The following is a 16,598-nucleotide window of genomic DNA, read 5'->3' as shown; positions in this document are numbered from 1 at the left end:
GATGAAATGATTCTCTAACGCTAATTTGTTTCCTTGAGGAAACTTTTATTTCATTCTAAGCGTCTGTCCTTCTTTTGTAAAGAGAAAAAACTGCACTTATTCTGTCAGAGATCAAACGATCGTTTTTATGTTATGTGGTGAGCGGGGGACATGAGCTTGGTTTATTGAAAATCCGTGTGACAGAATGGGACACAAAAAACCAATTATTTCTTCATAAATGATTGACAGAAGATAAGAAATCCTCATATAATAAGGGTAATCCAATATATGAATATATGCTCATATATAAAGTTTTTAATTTTTAATAGGTTGAATCGATCCAGGGAACGTTACTTATCATATAGAAAAAGGTGAGAACATGAAAAAGATGAAGGATGAATACGTATTAAGCGGTCTTGATTGCGGCAACTGTGCACGGAAAATAGAAACAGGTGTCAGCAAAATGGATGGAGTGGAAGCTTGCTCTGTTAACTTTGCGACAGGCACCATGACTGTGACGCATGCAGATAAGCAAGAAACGATGACAAAGCGTATTGAAAAAACTGTTCAGTCCATTGAACCTCATGTGAGTGTATCACCGAAAGAAGAAGGACATCATCACGATCATGATCATGGGACAAAAAATTTAAAAACGATTGTGCTGAAATTAATTGGCGGTGCAGTCATTGGAACAGCCGCTTTCTTTATACCTGAAGATGGTGTATTAAAGTTCCTTATGTTCTTCGCAGCATATTTACTAGTCGGCGGTGATGTGGTTTTTAAAGCGCTGAAAAATATCGTGCGAGGCCAAGTATTTGATGAGAACTTTTTAATGACCATTGCAACAGTTGGCGCTTTTGTGATTCAGCAATATCCAGAGGCACTGGCAGTGATGCTCTTTTACCAAATTGGAGAGCTCTTCCAAGGGGCGGCAGTGAATCGTTCAAGACGTTCAATTAGTGAATTAATGAATATACGTCCAGAATACGCGAATCTAAAAGTTGGAAATGAAACGAAAAAAGTGAATCCAGAAGAAGTAAAAGCCGGTGACCGTATTGTCGTGAAGCCTGGTGAAAAAATTCCGCTGGATGGGCTCGTTATTGAGGGCTTCTCACTTGTTGATACATCCGCATTAACAGGGGAATCGGTGCCGCGGGATGTAGAAGCGGGAAAAGAAGTTCTTGCAGGATTTGTGAATCAAAACGGTATACTTGAAATTGAAGTCCAAAAAGAGTTAAGCGAATCGGTAGTGACGAAAATTTTAGATTTGGTTGAGAATGCAAGCAGTCGAAAAGCACAGACAGAAAATTTCATCACAAAGTTTGCAAAATATTATACACCGGCTGTCGTCGTGCTCGCCTTATTGCTTGCCTTTGTGCCGCCGCTTCTTATTCCATCAGCACAATTGTCTGACTGGGTGTACCGGGCGCTTGTCTTTCTCGTGATCTCTTGTCCTTGTGCTCTTGTTGTATCCATTCCATTAGGGTTTTTCGGGGGAATTGGGGCAGCGTCTAAACGAGGCATCCTTGTCAAAGGCAGTAACTATTTAGAAGCATTGAATTCTGTGAAATATGCGGTATTTGATAAGACGGGCACGCTTACAAAAGGAAACTTTACAGTGACCAATATTGCCACAGTCAGTGACAAGTGGTCAGAAGAAGAGCTGCTTTCTTTTGCAGCACTAGCAGAAGCCCATTCCTCTCACCCTATTGCAGAATCGATTAAAGCGGCATATAGCTCACCGCTTGATGAAAGCCAGATCGAAGCATATGAGGATATCGCGGGACATGGAATTAAAGCGACCATCAGCGGATCTCACGTCTTAGCGGGAAATCATCGCTTGATGGAGCGAGAAGACATTGCGTATGAAAAAGAAAAAAGAAGCGGAACCGTTGTGTACATGGCAATTAACGGTGAGTTTGCCGGATCAATCTTGATCGCAGATGAATTAAAGGACGATGCAATCGAAGCCGTTTCTGCTCTAAAGGCGTCTGGTATTCAAACCGTCATGCTCACTGGTGATGCTAAGCAAGTCGGAACTGCGGTCGCTAAGCAAATTGGCATTGATGAAGTACATGCAGAATTATTACCGCAAGACAAAGTAACGAAATTAGAAGAAATTGATCAGAAAAAAGCGCCTCAAGAAAAGCTATTATTTGTTGGGGACGGCATTAATGATACACCGGTATTAGCAAGAGCGGACATAGGAATTGCAATGGGCGGGCTTGGTTCAGATGCAGCTGTCGAAGCGGCTGATATCGTCATCATGACGGACCAGCCATCAAAGGTAGCAGAAGCCATCGCTGTCGCAAAACGAACAAGAAGGATTGTCTGGCAGAATATCGCATTTGCCCTTGGTGTCAAAGGCGTTTTCCTATTACTCGGAGCATTCGGAATTGCGACGATGTGGGAAGCCGTCTTCTCGGATGTCGGTGTCACCGTACTCGCTGTTTTAAATGCGATGAGGGTCATGAAATAAAATTGTAAGGAAAATTTCATGAATACCATCTTTCATAATGGACCCCCTCTTGTTAAAATAGAAGAAGTTGGATAATGGCATTTTTCTAAGCTATTATCCCTTTTCTTTTTTAAAAGGAATGAAAAAGATAAGGTAGGTGCTTATGTGAGTAAGAAAAATAATCAATCTTCATCCATTAAATTTGCTGTCATTTTAACCATCATCGCAGCTCTTCTCATCGGTATATTTGTTGTGATTGGAAACAAGAACAGCCAAGAAGCACAAACAGTTGACAGTAAGCCTTCGATTAAAGGACAGCCTGTCATAGGAGACAAAGATGCAGCGGTGCAAATTGTCGAGTTTGGGGACTACAAATGTCCGTCATGTAAATCATTCGAAACAGACATTTTCCCAAAACTGAAAGCAGACTACATAGATAAAGGCGATGTATCATTTTCATTTATTAACTTGCCACTGCCTGTTCATGGAGATGGCGCAGTGTTAGCAGCACTAGCTTCTGAAGAAGTATGGAAAGAAGATCCAAAAAACTTCTGGGCATTCCATGAAGCTGTCTATCAAGCACAGCCAGATAGTGAAGCAGAATGGGTTTCGCCTGCTAAGCTGACTGAATTAGCGAAAAAGACAACAAAAATTAATACGGACAAACTCAAAGATAACCTATCAAAGAAAACGTATCAGCCGCAGTTGAACACAGACGATCAGCTTGTGAACAAATACAAAGTGAATTCAACACCAACGATTTTCATTAACAATAAACAAGTTCAAAACTTCTATGACTATGATGAAATCAAAGAATTAATTGATCAAGAGCTTAAAGGGAAGAAATCATGAAGAATAAGCTTATTTACTTGTACAGTGCTTGGATTGTCTCGATCGTTGCGACGATGAGCAGCCTGTATTTAAGTGAAATCAAAAAGTTTATTCCATGCGATATGTGCTGGTTCCAGCGTATTTTCATGTACCCGCTCGTGCTTTTACTTGGAATTGCTACGTTCCGGGGTGATGTCAAAGTGAAGTATTACGTACTGCCTTTAGCTGTAATCGGTGCTGGCTTTTCCATCTATCATTATATGGAACAAAAGATCCCAGGCTTTGCGTCGATTCGCCCTTGCCTCAGCGGTATTCCTTGTTCTGTTGATTATTTGAACTGGTTTGGTTTTATCACCATTCCGCTATTAGCACTTATTGCATTTATTCTGATCATCATCAGTATGCTGCTGTTAAATGCAAAAGAAGATTGAGAGATAGCCTGCTTTTTAGCGGGCTATTTTTTATTTTTGCAAAAAGATAAAATTTAAAGAAAATTTGTATTGCTTTTCGCTTATGTCAGATATACATTAAGGGAGTAGTGTTAGATGATCAGATCATGTAAGGAGATAAGCGGAAAATGGCATGGGAAGTCTTAAGTATCATTGGTATTATCGCATTCGCCATTAGTGGTGCGATAGTGGCAATGGAGGAAGAGTACGATATTCTTGGTGTGTACATTTTAGGGATTGTGACAGCATTTGGCGGTGGAGCGATTCGGAATCTATTAATCGGTCTTCCGGTGTCTGCTTTATGGTCACAGGGCAAGATGTTTACCATTGCTCTTGTATCCATTACGATTGTGTTTCTTTTTCCAAAGCTTTTGCTCAAGCACTGGAGCACATGGGGGAATTTCTCGGATGCGATTGGCTTAGCAGCGTTTGCGATTCAAGGTGCATTATTTGCTGTGCAAAGAGAGCTTCCACTCAGTGCGGTCATTGTGGCAGCCATTCTGACTGGAAGCGGTGGCGGAATTGTGCGTGATTTATTGGCAGGGCGAAAGCCACTTGTGCTAAAAGCAGAGATTTACGCAGTCTGGGCAGCACTTGGCGGCTTACTCGTAGGACTCGGTTTAGCACAAGGAGAGATTGCTTTGTATTTGCTGTTTCTCATCCTCGTCGTATGCAGGGTTTGTTCCTACCTATTCAAATGGCGGCTTCCCGCTAGGTCTTATTTTTTAAATAAAGGGTAAAACGAGAAAAGAGCGATTTCGCTCTTTTTTTTGTGTTTGAAACGAGCTGGATGTCAGCAGGTAATGGAGTTTTCGTGTAAAATAAAAGCAGGGTCTTTTTGTTCATCATTGGAACAATACATATGATGAAAATTTTGTCAGCTGGCTGAATATCTGGATTCAGCCTTTTTTTGCCTAGATGGATTGTTATGTGTTGGTTTCACATTTTGCGGAATACTAAAGAAGCTTCTATGATCGGACGGATGAATCAACTCGAAATGAACACATCTTTGCATGTAAGCAAAACTTGACGAAAAAATGAAAATAGGAGGGACACGTACTAGTGGAGATTTTTTTGGCAGTGCTCGTACTACTTGCACTCATTGCATCATCTAATATTATCAATCGTTTTGTCCCCTTTATTCCAGTCCCGTTAATTCAAGTGGGCTTAGGAATACTGGTGGCAGCTTTTCCTTCAGGTTTACATATTTCTTTAAATCCTGAACTATTCTTCGTTTTATTCATTGCGCCGCTGTTATTTAATGACGGGAAGCGTACCCCAAGGGATGAGCTGTGGAAATTAAGAGCGCCGATTCTTCTGTTAGCCCTAGGGTTAGTCTTTGCGACAGTCATTGTCGCGGGATATACCATCCATTGGATGATCCCAAGCATACCACTTCCAGCCGCATTTGCGCTTGCAGCGATTTTATCACCGACAGATGTGGTAGCAGTCAGTGCTCTTTCCAGCCGTGTGAACATGCCAAAGGGCATCATGAGACTGCTGGAAGGCGAGGGATTGATGAACGATGCATCAGGACTTGTTGCCTTTAAATTTGCCATTGCAGCAACAGTAACTGGCGCTTTTTCAATTGCTGAGGCATCCTTTAGCTTTGTCCTGATTGCCGCAGGTGGTCTATTGACTGGATTTATTCTATCCTTTTTTATCATTCGTTTTCGCTATTTTCTCCGCCGTTTAGGAATGGACGATGTCACGATGCATATCATTCTGCAAATCCTTACACCATTTGTCATCTATTTAGCAGCTGAAGAAATTGGTGTATCCGGTATTTTAGCGGTTGTTGCTGGCGGTGTGACACATGCCATTGAGCAGGATCGAATGGAAGCAAATTTAGCCAAACTGCAAATTGCTTCATCAAACACATGGAATATTATTTTATTTATTTTAAACGGACTTGTTTTCGTTATCCTTGGATTGCAGATTCCGGATGTATCGACAGTGATTTTCCAGGATGAAGCGTTTAATAATATGCAGGTCATCAGCTACATCTTAATCATCACGCTGTGTCTCATGATCCTGAGATTCTTATGGGTATGGCTCTTCTGGGCAGGTAACTGGAGTGTAACGAAAAAGCAGAATGTGAAAAAACCGAAGCTGCGTGCTTCGATGCTGATGACATTCTCTGGTGTTCGTGGTGCTGTCACTTTAGCTGGTGCCTTCTCAATCCCATTTACGCTTGCGGACGGATCACCATTCCCCGAGCGGCATTTGATTATTTTCCTCGCAGCAGGCGTCATTTTATGTACACTCATTTTAGCTAGTGTATTATTGCCTCTTTTATCTGAGAAAAAAGACAAACAAATTGCCGTGGATTTGGATACAAAGGTTCAGCATGCGAAACGGAAGCTGCTGAGAAGTGCCATTAAAACCTTAAGAGAAGGAATGAATGAAGACAACAGGGAAGTGTCTCTAGCACTCATTAATGATTACCGAATGAAGCTGCGTAATATCCAGCGTGAGCCGTACCAATTCGGGATGAGAAGACAGGAACGAAAAATTAGATTGCATGGAATTAAAGCAGAACAAATGAAGCTTCAGCAATTAATTGATGAAGAGAAATTAGATAAAGAAGAAGCCTATGAGCTACAGGAGAGATTTCATGAGCTGGAAATGCTGTATTCAAACTCCTTCAAAATTCGTTTTTCAAAAGTGAAGTTCCTGCGCTTGCTTCAATGGCTCCAATTATGGCGACCGAATCAGCTCGTTTCCAGCGGTATTTTAGAAAACGAAGACTCGTACAAGCAAATCCGTAAGAAAACGGCAGAGGCTGCTGTGGACTCGATCAAACAGCATATGACCGATGAAAATAAACAAACATGTCACCAAGTGATTGGCTTTTACAACCAAGTCATTTATCGATGTGAACACGGTCCAAGCTTCTTTCAGCAAAAAGACCGTTCGTTTGACCGGAAGAAAAAAGAGCTTAACTTCCAAGCTGTACAGACGATTCGAAATGAAATTCAAACTTTGTATGAAAATGGTGAAATCAATCGTGATATTGCCCATCATCTAAGGGAGTATATCAATGATATGGAAGCTGTTCTCCTGACCAACACGTAATGTTGTTATCTTTTTCCCTATGTTTTATGATGAAGAAAGAGAACAAGCAGGGGGAGATCAATAATGGCGTATTATGGAGCAATTGAAGCTGGCGGTACAAAGTTTTGTTGTGCAATTGGCAATGAGAACGGGGACATTCTCGAAGAAATGACAATTCCTACAGAGCACCCAGAAAAAACATTACAAAAGCTCATCCCATTTTTCGAGCAGCATGACATTGAAGCATTAGGGGTCGGCTCCTTTGGACCGATTTGTGTCCAAAAGGACGACCCTTCTTACGGTTATATCATGAACACGCCGAAAGTAGAGTGGAAGCATTACCCGTTCATCCCAGAGCTAGAGAAGCAATTAGAAGTCCCAGTATCTTTTACAACAGATGTAAATGCGGCAGCCTTAGGTGAATTAACAAAAGGAGCAGCCAAAGGGCTGAATAGTTGTTTGTATATCACGGTCGGTACGGGTATCGGTGCTGGCGCTGTTGTAAAAAACGAGCTTCTTCACGGTCATTCGCATCCAGAAATGGGGCACATCCTTGTCAGGCAGCATGAATCAGACGTGTTTGAAGGAGTCTGCCCAGCGCATGGGACGTGTTTAGAAGGACTGGCAGCTGGACCAGCGATTGAGAAAAGATGGGGGAAATCTGCTAAAGAGCTTACGGAGGAAGAATCAGTTTGGGCACTTGAAGCTGACTATTTGGCGCAGGCGCTGATGCAGTACTCGCTTATTTTAAGCCCAGAGCGCATCATTATGGGCGGGGGCGTCATGAAGCAAAAACAACTGTTTCCACTAATTCGAGAGAAGCTTGCTGCTTATCTCAATGATTATGTAGACCTGCCGCCGCTTGATTCATATATTGTCTCTCCTGGACTTGAAGACAAGGCCGGCATGACAGGTGCTTTGCTGTTAGCCATCGAAGCGAAGAAAAACGCCTGATAATAGAGTTTTAATGGACAACGTGAGATAATGAAAAAGATGGAATCTATGAAAAAGGTGGTTGTTAAAATGGTTAAAAGCTTGAATGATACCGTAACACTGAATAACGGAGTGGAAATGCCTTGGTTTGGTTTAGGTGTATTCAAAGTGGAGGACGGCAATCAAGTGGTAGATGCCGTAAAAGCAGCCATACGCAACGGATACCGCAGTATTGATACGGCTGCCGTTTATAAAAATGAGACAGGCGTAGGCAAAGCAATTAAAGAATCTGGCGTGAAACGAGAAGATTTGTTCATTACGTCTAAAGTATGGAATACGGATCAAGGCTATGATAAAGCGCTGGCTGCATTTGACGCAAGCTTGAATCGATTAGGTCTTGATTACTTAGACCTCTATTTGATTCATTGGCCTGGCCCAAATGCAGAAACATTTAAAGACACATGGCGTGCGCTTGAGAAGCTTTACAAGGATGGGAAAGTGAGAGCCATTGGCGTCAGCAACTTCTACATTCAGCATTTAGATGAGCTGTTAAAAGATGCTGAGGTTGTTCCAGCCGTGAACCAAGTTGAATTTCATCCGAAACTGACACTTGTCGAACTGCGTCAATACGCAAAAGAAAAAGGCATTCAAATTGAAGCGTGGTCTCCGCTCATGCAAGGAAAGCTATTAGATCATGACGTATTAAAGGACATGGCTGCACGCTACAACAAATCTGTTGCACAGGTCATCCTGCGCTGGGATCTGCAAAGCGGCGTCGTGACGATTCCTAAATCAATCAACGAAGAACGCATTAAACAAAATGCAGATATTTTCGATTTCGAACTAACAAAAGAAGACATGGAAAAAATCGATGCATTAAACAATAACGAGCGTGTCGGCTCGAATCCAGAGACGATGACGGTTGGGTTTGAATAAATGAAAAAATCCTCTTTCTCACGTGAGAAAGGGGATTTTTTTACGTACTACTTCTACGCACAGCCAAAAGCATAATAAAAGATAAGATCACAATACAGATCGTCCATGCCCAAGCAAGCTCCATGCGTCCAGAATCAATCGCCACATAAATAGCGGTTGGGAGTGTTTGGGTTTTTCCTGGGATGTTGCCGGCAAACATTAAAGTCGCTCCGAATTCTCCAAGGGCTCTTGCAAAGCTAAGGATGCTGCCTGACAAGAGGGACGGCAGGGCAAGAGGTACAGTAATATAGGCAAAGACTTGGAATGAATGAGCACCATCTACTTTTGCAGCCCCTTCAATATCTGACTCAATTGTAGAAAAGCCCGCCTTTGCTGATTGATACATAAGCGGAAATGCCACGACAGTCGATGCAATGACCGCCGCCCACCATGTGAAAATGACCGGCTGATGGAAGATCCATTCAATCGCGCCCCCTATTACACTATGTTTTCCGAATACGACGAGCAATAAAAAGCCAACGACTGTTGGCGGGAGAACGAGCGGCATCATCAGGAGCGTTTCCACAATCATTTTCCCTTTAAAAGTTGTTCGCGCCATCCAAAAGCCAATCGTTGTGCCAAAGACAGTGGCCAACAGCCCGCTGACGATAGCCACTTGCACGGACAGCCAAATGGGTGATAGAAAGTCTTCAGTCAGCATAGGCATTACGACACTTGAAAGCCGTATTTCTTAAAAATGGATGTGGCTTTATCAGATTGAAGAAATTGAAAAAAGGCTTTGGCTTCCGTAAGATGATTTGTCCCTTTGACAATCCCTACTGGATATATAACCGGGGAGTGCATGTCCGAATTTGCTTCAGCTGCAATCTTTACTTTTTTAGAAACGAGGGCGTCTGTTTTATACACAACACCTGCTTCGACATTTCCAGTTTCAACGTAGCTTAAAACTTGCCGTACATCTTTGGCATAGACAGCATTCTTTTTCACTTGATCCCATATATTCAGTTTTGTGAAAATCTCTTTGCCATATGTACCAGCAGGAACCGATTCAGGTGTGCCAAGAGCGATCTTTCCTTTTACGTGCTGGACGTCTTGAAAGCTTTTAATAGAGGAAGAGCCATCTTTTGGCACAATAAGGACTAGCTCATTTTGTATGGCGTCCTTGATATATTCTCGGTCAATGTCTCCAGATTGAACAAGTTCATCGAAGGGCTCTTCAGCTGCTGAGAAAAAGAGATCCGCTTTTGCTCCTTGAGCGATTTGCTGCTTCAATGCGCCGGATGATCCGAAGTTATTCGTTAATGTCACATGTGGATGCTGTTTGTGAAAGGAGGCTTCAATTTCCTTTAGTGCATCCTGAAGACTTGCCGCTGCTGAAATCACAAGCTCTGTTTTTTTATTCGAATTAGATGGCTTCATCTCTGTTTGGCATCCACTCAGAAGCAAACATATGGAGATGAAGGCTAAGAATATATACTTCATGTTCACACCTCTTATCATTCAATATCATGTAGTTCCCTTTATTATAAGCAAACTTATTTGAGCATTCATAGGCTTTCAATAAAAAGAGAAAAGAAAAAGCCGCCAAATGGCGACTTTCAGCGTGACGACTAAGGAGATCGTTTTATCCTGTTTACTGCTGATAAAAACGCAGCAAATTCCCATTGATCACCTTGTCTGATAAGGAGAGCTCTTTATTGGCTTTTTCGATATAAGGCTGACATACCTCATCCTGCTTCACGGGTTCTTTTGTTTTTTGATCATAGCAGGTGTTCTTTGTATAGAGATAATCATCTGTAATAAAGTTACCGTTTCTCAATACAGCGAAAGGCGTCCGTTCATTTGAAAATAAATCATTGCCGAATTGAATGGAATCCTTCGTTTCAATCCCTAGTAAGTGAAGAAGTGTCGGCTTGACGTCCATTTGACCAGCTGTTTCAGAAATCGTCTGCGGTGCTTGGTCCGTGACACCAGGAATGTAAATCAAAAACGGAACACGCTGCAGTTTGACCGCATCAAACGATGTGATTTCCTCTTGATTGAGTAGCTGTGCCATTGCCTCATGATGTGCCTCAGAGATGCCATAATGGTCACCCATGAGGACAAACATCGTATTGTTATACAATCCTTCTTCTTTCATACGGTCAAAAAATGTCTTAATCGCTTCATCTTGATAGCGGACGGTCGTCACATAGCGGTTTAAAATGGTACTGGACGAATCATATTCATCAATAAACTGATCCTTCGGGTCAATTTCAAATGGAAAATGATTGGTCAAAGTAATGAACGTACTGTAATAAGGCTGCTTCAACTTTTTTAAATAATCAATGGATTGATCAAAGAAGTCGATATCCTTTAAGCCCCAGCCAGTGGAATTCCGTTCATTGACATGATATGAATCGACATCATAAAAACGATCAATTCCTAGAGATTCATACATTACATCACGATTCCAAAACGTTTTATTATTCGCATGAAATTGGACGGATTGATAGTTTTCCTTTTTCAACTGCTTGTATAACGTATCATATTCATTATCACTCGCTGTGAAAAAGACAGCGCCGCTGCTAGAAGGGTAGAGGGAATTCGCGACAATAAACTCTGAATCGGACGTCTTCCCCTGTTCTGTCTGCTGATAAAATTCATCAAAATAAAAACTCTTTTTAGCCAATTGATTTAAAAAGGGAGTGATATATTGTCCATTTACCTTTTGATTCATGACAAATTGCTGCGTCGATTCAAGTGAAATGAACACAACGTTCTTGCCTTTAGCAAGTCCGAAGTACTCTTCGTTTGGTGCACTGTAATCAGCCTTTGTGTAGTTTGCTACAGTAGAAAGCGTATCTTCATCTGCAAAAGCCTTTTGTCCAATGCGTGCCGTTTGGGCAGCACCGTCGTAAAGATGGAATTGGAACAGCCCGAGGTTTCTGACAATGACTTCACGATCATAAGAGCTTGTCAGAAATCGAGGGTGATCCATCATAGCTGAGCTGACATGAAACAATAGGAAGCTGCAGCAGATCGCATAATATGTTTTGATCGTCTTGTATGACGCTTTTGGGGCTAATGGTTTGCGCTTGAGCAGCCAAGCAAGTACGACAAAATCAACGAGCATCAGCACAAAGAGCGGGTGGAATAATTCCGTCATACTGCTGCCCATATCTCCCATGTTCTTCGCTTGGAATAGCAAGGGAATGGTAATGAAATCAATGTAAAAACCATAAAAGATCGTATTCGATATAAGAATCGCCGTAAGAATAAAATTTGCAGTCAATAAAAAAACCTTTTGTTTGGTTTCATTTAAAAAAAGAGCTATCCCAAACAAAGGGAGTAGAAAGCTAAGTGGATTGATCAAAAGCAGCCATTCATGAAACAGATTGGCCGTTCGTATGTGAAAACCTAGTTGATAAATGATGTATGTTTTCATCCACATGAAGAGGATGGAATACACTAAAAACCAGTGATTTTTGAAAAACGCTTTCATTTATGTATCTCCTCATCATTCTGTATTCAGCTGCAAGGCAAAAACACTTATCTTAAACCTACTAAAAAAATGAGGAATGATCAATTCATATCTTATCTTTTTCGCAAAACTCTTTTTTATTCTGTTAGAACTGGATGGGGATAGATATGCCGCAGATGACGGCGATGTAATAGCAGGTGACGACAGTGAGAGCAGCTAGTACGACTTGTTCTCCTGTGCTGCCTGTTTTGACATAGAAGGGGAGACGCACTTTAATGGAAGCTGGAAATAAAAATTTAATGCCGTTCACTGTTCCAGCATCAAGGATAAGATGGCTCGCCATTCCAACTAGTAAACCGATACTTAGGCTGTCATTTGGAATGTATGTTGTCGCAAGAAAATAAATGATCAGCAGAAATAATAAACTGTGAGTGAACGTGCGATGACCGAATACGCTGCTGATCAGTGCCGAGAGCAGCGGAAATTTTCTACCGATTTTACTTTTTGTATGGCAAAGATCGGGGATCAAAGCACCTGCTGATCCAGCTGCAGCCATGATGACTGGGTCGAATCCGTAGTAGTAGGCGACGGCTGTTGAGGCGGCGATTCCGCCCATAATGTGTGTTTTTCCTGTCATGATGCGTACTCCTGTTCTGTTTTTTGTTCAAGTCCTCACTATATCAAGGGTGAATTCATTCAGCAAGACTTATTTCTAAAGAAAAAGAGGGCAAAAGGGTTGGCTGATTGGAAAAACATTCTATAATAAGGGGGAAGTCATGTTGATACTAACGATAAGGATGCGATTCGGATGGGGAATGCAGACATTTTAAAAGAAATTGTTCTTGTACATTATGAAGTCAGCCGTAAATTAAACCGCAAGTTACTTGAGTTAGAAAAAGACATCACGCCTCCGCAGATATATGCTCTTTCTATTTTGATACAAGGCAAAGTATCACATGCCGAAGAGCTGAAACAAAGACTCTCTTTAAACCCAGGTGCAGCCTCCATTGCACTCAATAAATTATGTGAGCAGGGCTATATTCAGAGAGAACGGGACAAAGACGACCCCTCGCTCGTCCGGTTAGAAGCCACCGAAAAAGGGCAGGTGATTTATGAAAAGCACACACGTCTTTTCGGAAAGGTGATTCAGCATATGATGTCAGACTTCACAAAGGAAGACTTAAAGACCTATTTGACGTATCTGCAAAAAATGAGACAGACCTTTCATGATGATTGAGCCTTTCCACTTTGTATAATGCGGCGCACTGTAGCACAAATTAAACAGGCAACCGCATTTTATGAAAAGGGAGGAAACAGCGATGTCATTTTTCCAAAAGGATAAAAAGGCGAAAAGCGAGAAAGACCACAAGCAAGTAGATCAGCTGTTAGAAGAAGCAAGCAAAGAGCTAGCAGGCGATCCGCTTCAGGAAGCTGTACAAAAGAAGAAAAACAACGATCAATAAACAGGTATAGGGCAGAGAAAAGGATCTCTGCCCTTTTTCTATGTTTTTCCCTTTGACAGAAGTGAGAATGTTTGATAACCTTCGTGTAGTAAAAATGAATAGAAATCCTCACGCTATGTCTCAGTGAGGTAGAGGTTGCGCGGATGATGAGTCACTCATGGGAGAGATGGAATCGAAGAACATGAGAAAAAAGGCATCAGCGCCGAAGTGTAGAGAGAGCTCCAACTTTCTTTATGCTGGGTCTGCATTGAATAAATGCAGGACTGCCACGTCTTTGAAGCGTGGAGGGCTATCCGGAGATCAAGGTGTATGTTTTGAAAAGCATGGACTGTTGTTCAGGCTTTTTTTTATGTTCTGAGTACCGAAGATAAGGGTATGCTGTTAAGAAAGTGGACCCATGAGGAACATAAAGAATACAAGTCATTGCTTCACAAATATATCAATGAAGATACTGCCGGGTCTGGTCCGAAGTGAATATAACGGAGGTACGGAAATGGAACAGACAAAAAAATGGGGTTTTTGGTTATTGACGGCTTTTGTCGTCGGAAATATGGTAGGTTCAGGCATCTTTATGCTGCCAAGTACGCTTGCCCAGCATGCGAGTCCTTTAGGTGTGACGATGGCATGGCTTGTCACAGGTGGCGGTGTGCTGATGATTGCACTTGTTTTTGGGCATTTGTCCATTCATAAGCCGCAGCTAACGGCAGGACCACAAAGTTATGCAAGAGCACTTTTTAACGATCCGAAAAAGGGGAAAGCGGCCGGTTTTACAATGGTTTGGGGATATTGGGTAGCAAGCTGGATTAGTAATGTCGCAATTATTACGAGTCTTGCCGGTTATTTAACGACATTTTTCCCAATTCTCACAGTGAAGACGGAGATTTTCACCTTTGGTAAAGAAGCGATCACACTTGGTCAGCTGACAACGTTTATTGTATGTACCATTCTTCTTTGGGGAACACATACGATCTTAATTACAAGCTTAAGTGCTGCAAGTAAATTAAACTTTATTACGACCTTTTCAAAGGTACTTGGATTCGTCCTTTTTATTGTTGCGGGATTATTTGCATTCCAAACGGCATTATTTGAACATTATTACTTCCCAGTTGCAGCAGAAGGCGAAGGAATGCTCGGACTTGGAGGCCAAATTCATCATGCGGCCATTTCCACTCTATGGGCATTTATTGGCATCGAATCTGCTGTCATTTTATCAGGAAGAGCGTCCTCGCAGCGCGATGTGAAACGTGCAACGATTACAGGTCTTTTAATTGCACTTTCTATCTACATGATTATTACTTTGATTACAATGGGCGTCCTGCCACACGATCAGTTGCAAGGCTCAGATAAACCATTCGTAGACGTGCTTCAGCTTATTATTGGACCGGCTGGTGGAATTGTGATGGCATTGCTTGCGATTATTTGTTTATTTGGCTCGATGCTTGGCTGGATCTTACTTGGTTCAGAAGTACCATACCAAGCAGCAAAGGCTGGCGATTTCCCGGCAGTATTTGCAAAAACAAACAAAAAAGGCAGTCCTGTTTTTGCTTTAACGGTTACAAATATCATGTCACAGCTGTTTATTTTCTCAGTGATGTCTCGTACGATTAATGAAGCTTTTACCTTTTTAACGACATCAGCGACACTTGCGTATCTCATTCCGTATATTGTGTCTTCGATCTATAGCTTTAAAGTCATCATGCAAGGTGACACGTATGATCTTCAAAAAGGGAAGCGAACAAGAGACGGAATCATTGCGCTTGTTGCGATGGGGTATTCCGCTTGGGTGATTATTTCAGGAACAGCTGATTTGAAAACATTTGGACTTGGCATCGGTCTGTTCTTAGTAGGTATTTTGCTTTATCCATTCATGTCAAAAGGATTTGCCAAAGGAACGGAATAAGGGAAACGTTTCTCCACATATGGAGAAACGTTTTTTTATGATGCAGATGTTAATCGGTCCACAATAAACTCAAGCTGTCCTTCTAATGAAACTGGGTCATTAAAGAAGTAACCGACAGGGTCGATTTCAAATACGTGTTTATTTTGTACAGCAGTAAGTGATGCCCAAATGCTGCTTTCATACACCTGGTCTCCTTTACTTTTTGACCCGCTCCATGGACTAGTGAAAATATAGTCGCCTGCGTATTCTGGCAGCTTTTCAAGGGAAATGTTTGCATAGCCGACGCCGCTGTCGATGGCATCTTTTTTAACTGCCTTTGGCGCACGTAATTTCAGCTCATCATAAATAATTTCGCCTCCGCGTGCAAAGGTGTTTCCAAAGATATAGATCCCTTTATCAAAAGGTGACACGATTGAAACGGTTTTACTGCCGATCGCTTTTGTTACTTTAGGCTTTACCTCAGCTATTTTGGTATCCCATTTTGTGATCCATTCTGCTGCTTTTTTCGGTGTACCTGTCATTTTACCGAATTCTTTTAGTTGATCTTTAAAGGAATATTGATTGTATTTAATGGCAACGGTTGGCGCAATTTTTTTGTATTGATCAAATTTCTCGTCTTCTCCCCAAGCAATAATCATATCTGGCTTCAAAGCGGCGACCTTTTCGACAGAAGGGGTTGTTCCAAGGTTTTTGACACCATCCGTTTTGCCTTTATAGAAAGGGTTTTTAAAGATGGGTGCCGTTGCAGCAATTGGCGTCTTGCCAAGTGTCACGAGGTCACCGTAGTAGCTTTCTGCCAGAAGTACAATTCGTTTTGGATCTTTAGGGAGTTTGACTTCACCTTTTACATCCTGATAGGTGATTGTGTCATCCTGGTTGGCACCAGATTTTTTATTTGAAGTGCTGCCGCAAGCAGCTGTAAAAAGCATGAGAATGGCTAAGGATATCAAAAGAAATCCAGATCGGTTTTTCACAAAGATTCTCTCCTATTCACTTTCTTGTGATAATGATTCTCAATTTCAATTGTATCGTAACATGATGGGATGAAAAATGCATCGTCTATTTTAGGGCCTAAAGAAAAATGGTAAATTTCTCACGGTTTTTTGATGAAAATAAAGAAAATGTTTAG

15 protein-coding genes and 1 riboswitch are annotated in these 16,598 nt (G+C 41.7%); of the genes, 10 read left to right on the top strand and 5 right to left on the bottom strand.

Going from position 1 to position 16,598, the window contains the following annotated elements; genetic code table 11:
* Positions 1 to 358: 358 nt before the first annotated feature.
* The 7 genes from MKZ05_RS15315 (at position 359) to MKZ05_RS15285 (ending at position 8,643) form a co-directional block, all read left to right on the top strand.
* Positions 359 to 2,458: a heavy metal translocating P-type ATPase gene (locus tag MKZ05_RS15315; protein ID WP_339160483.1), complete on the top strand. Its 2,100-nt coding sequence runs from the start codon at positions 359 to 361 to the stop codon at positions 2,456 to 2,458.
* A gap of 144 nt (positions 2,459 to 2,602) precedes the next feature.
* Complete coding sequence (locus tag MKZ05_RS15310) at positions 2,603 to 3,289, top strand: DsbA family protein (protein WP_339160482.1); 687 nt, start codon at positions 2,603 to 2,605, stop codon at positions 3,287 to 3,289.
* Positions 3,286 to 3,699 (top strand): disulfide oxidoreductase, encoded by a 414-nt coding sequence (locus MKZ05_RS15305; protein ID WP_003212957.1) that lies wholly within the window; start codon positions 3,286 to 3,288, stop codon positions 3,697 to 3,699. The genes MKZ05_RS15310 and MKZ05_RS15305 overlap by 4 nt, the downstream gene beginning before the upstream one ends.
* Positions 3,700 to 3,845: 146 nt before the next feature.
* The gene (locus MKZ05_RS15300) at positions 3,846 to 4,457 is read left to right on the top strand and encodes a trimeric intracellular cation channel family protein (protein WP_003212961.1); all 612 of its coding nucleotides are present in this window, start codon (positions 3,846 to 3,848) and stop codon (positions 4,455 to 4,457) included.
* Positions 4,458 to 4,779: 322 nt separating this feature from the next.
* Complete coding sequence (locus MKZ05_RS15295; RefSeq protein WP_003212699.1) at positions 4,780 to 6,795, top strand: Na+/H+ antiporter; 2,016 nt, start codon at positions 4,780 to 4,782, stop codon at positions 6,793 to 6,795.
* Between the two features lie 63 nt (positions 6,796 to 6,858).
* Complete coding sequence (locus tag MKZ05_RS15290; RefSeq protein WP_339160481.1) at positions 6,859 to 7,728, top strand: ROK family protein; 870 nt, start codon at positions 6,859 to 6,861, stop codon at positions 7,726 to 7,728.
* Positions 7,729 to 7,797: 69 nt separating this feature from the next.
* Entirely contained in the window at positions 7,798 to 8,643 is an 846-nt protein-coding gene (locus MKZ05_RS15285) for an aldo/keto reductase (RefSeq protein WP_339160480.1), read from the top strand.
* Positions 8,644 to 8,683: 40 nt separating this feature from the next.
* On the opposite strand, the gene modB is transcribed toward MKZ05_RS15285, so the two are convergent.
* The 4 genes from modB to MKZ05_RS15265 form a co-directional block, all read right to left on the bottom strand.
* Complete coding sequence (modB, locus tag MKZ05_RS15280; protein WP_212045537.1) at positions 8,684 to 9,349, bottom strand: molybdate ABC transporter permease subunit; 666 nt, start codon at positions 9,347 to 9,349, stop codon at positions 8,684 to 8,686.
* The gene (modA, locus tag MKZ05_RS15275) at positions 9,349 to 10,125 is read right to left on the bottom strand and encodes a molybdate ABC transporter substrate-binding protein (RefSeq protein ID WP_034620123.1); all 777 of its coding nucleotides are present in this window, start codon (positions 10,123 to 10,125) and stop codon (positions 9,349 to 9,351) included. The genes modB and modA overlap by 1 nt, the downstream gene beginning before the upstream one ends.
* Before the next feature lie 151 nt (positions 10,126 to 10,276).
* Positions 10,277 to 12,127: an LTA synthase family protein gene (locus tag MKZ05_RS15270; RefSeq protein ID WP_339160479.1), complete on the bottom strand. Its 1,851-nt coding sequence runs from the start codon at positions 12,125 to 12,127 to the stop codon at positions 10,277 to 10,279.
* Positions 12,128 to 12,251: 124 nt separating this feature from the next.
* On the bottom strand, positions 12,252 to 12,743 hold the full coding sequence (locus tag MKZ05_RS15265) for a metal-dependent hydrolase (protein ID WP_050944121.1): 492 nt from the start codon (positions 12,741 to 12,743) through the stop codon (positions 12,252 to 12,254).
* Positions 12,744 to 12,914: 171 nt separating this feature from the next.
* Here MKZ05_RS15265 and MKZ05_RS15260 point away from each other — a divergent pair, with 171 nt between their 5' ends.
* From MKZ05_RS15260 to MKZ05_RS15250, 3 genes are all read left to right on the top strand, one after another.
* Entirely contained in the window at positions 12,915 to 13,343 is a 429-nt protein-coding gene (locus MKZ05_RS15260) for a MarR family transcriptional regulator (protein WP_003213061.1), read from the top strand.
* Positions 13,344 to 13,425: 82 nt separating this feature from the next.
* Entirely contained in the window at positions 13,426 to 13,569 is a 144-nt protein-coding gene (sspJ, locus tag MKZ05_RS15255) for a small acid-soluble spore protein SspJ (protein ID WP_003213383.1), read from the top strand.
* A gap of 121 nt (positions 13,570 to 13,690) precedes the next feature.
* Positions 13,691 to 13,869, top strand: a riboswitch (Lysine riboswitch).
* 193 nt (positions 13,870 to 14,062) lie between these two features.
* Entirely contained in the window at positions 14,063 to 15,469 is a 1,407-nt protein-coding gene (locus MKZ05_RS15250) for an amino acid permease (RefSeq protein WP_050944120.1), read from the top strand.
* Positions 15,470 to 15,504: 35 nt separating this feature from the next.
* On the opposite strand, the gene MKZ05_RS15245 is transcribed toward MKZ05_RS15250, so the two are convergent.
* Positions 15,505 to 16,443 (bottom strand): iron-hydroxamate ABC transporter substrate-binding protein, encoded by a 939-nt coding sequence (locus MKZ05_RS15245; RefSeq protein ID WP_339160477.1) that lies wholly within the window; start codon positions 16,441 to 16,443, stop codon positions 15,505 to 15,507.
* Positions 16,444 to 16,598: the final 155 nt, after the last annotated feature.

It is taken from the genome of Bacillus sp. FSL M8-0277, from assembly GCF_037975305.1.
Taxonomy (GTDB): Bacteria; Bacillota; Bacilli; order Bacillales; family Bacillaceae; genus Bacillus; species Bacillus pumilus.
The sequence above is the reverse complement of the archived record's forward strand: the minus strand, read 5'-3'. Positions and strand labels throughout refer to the sequence as shown.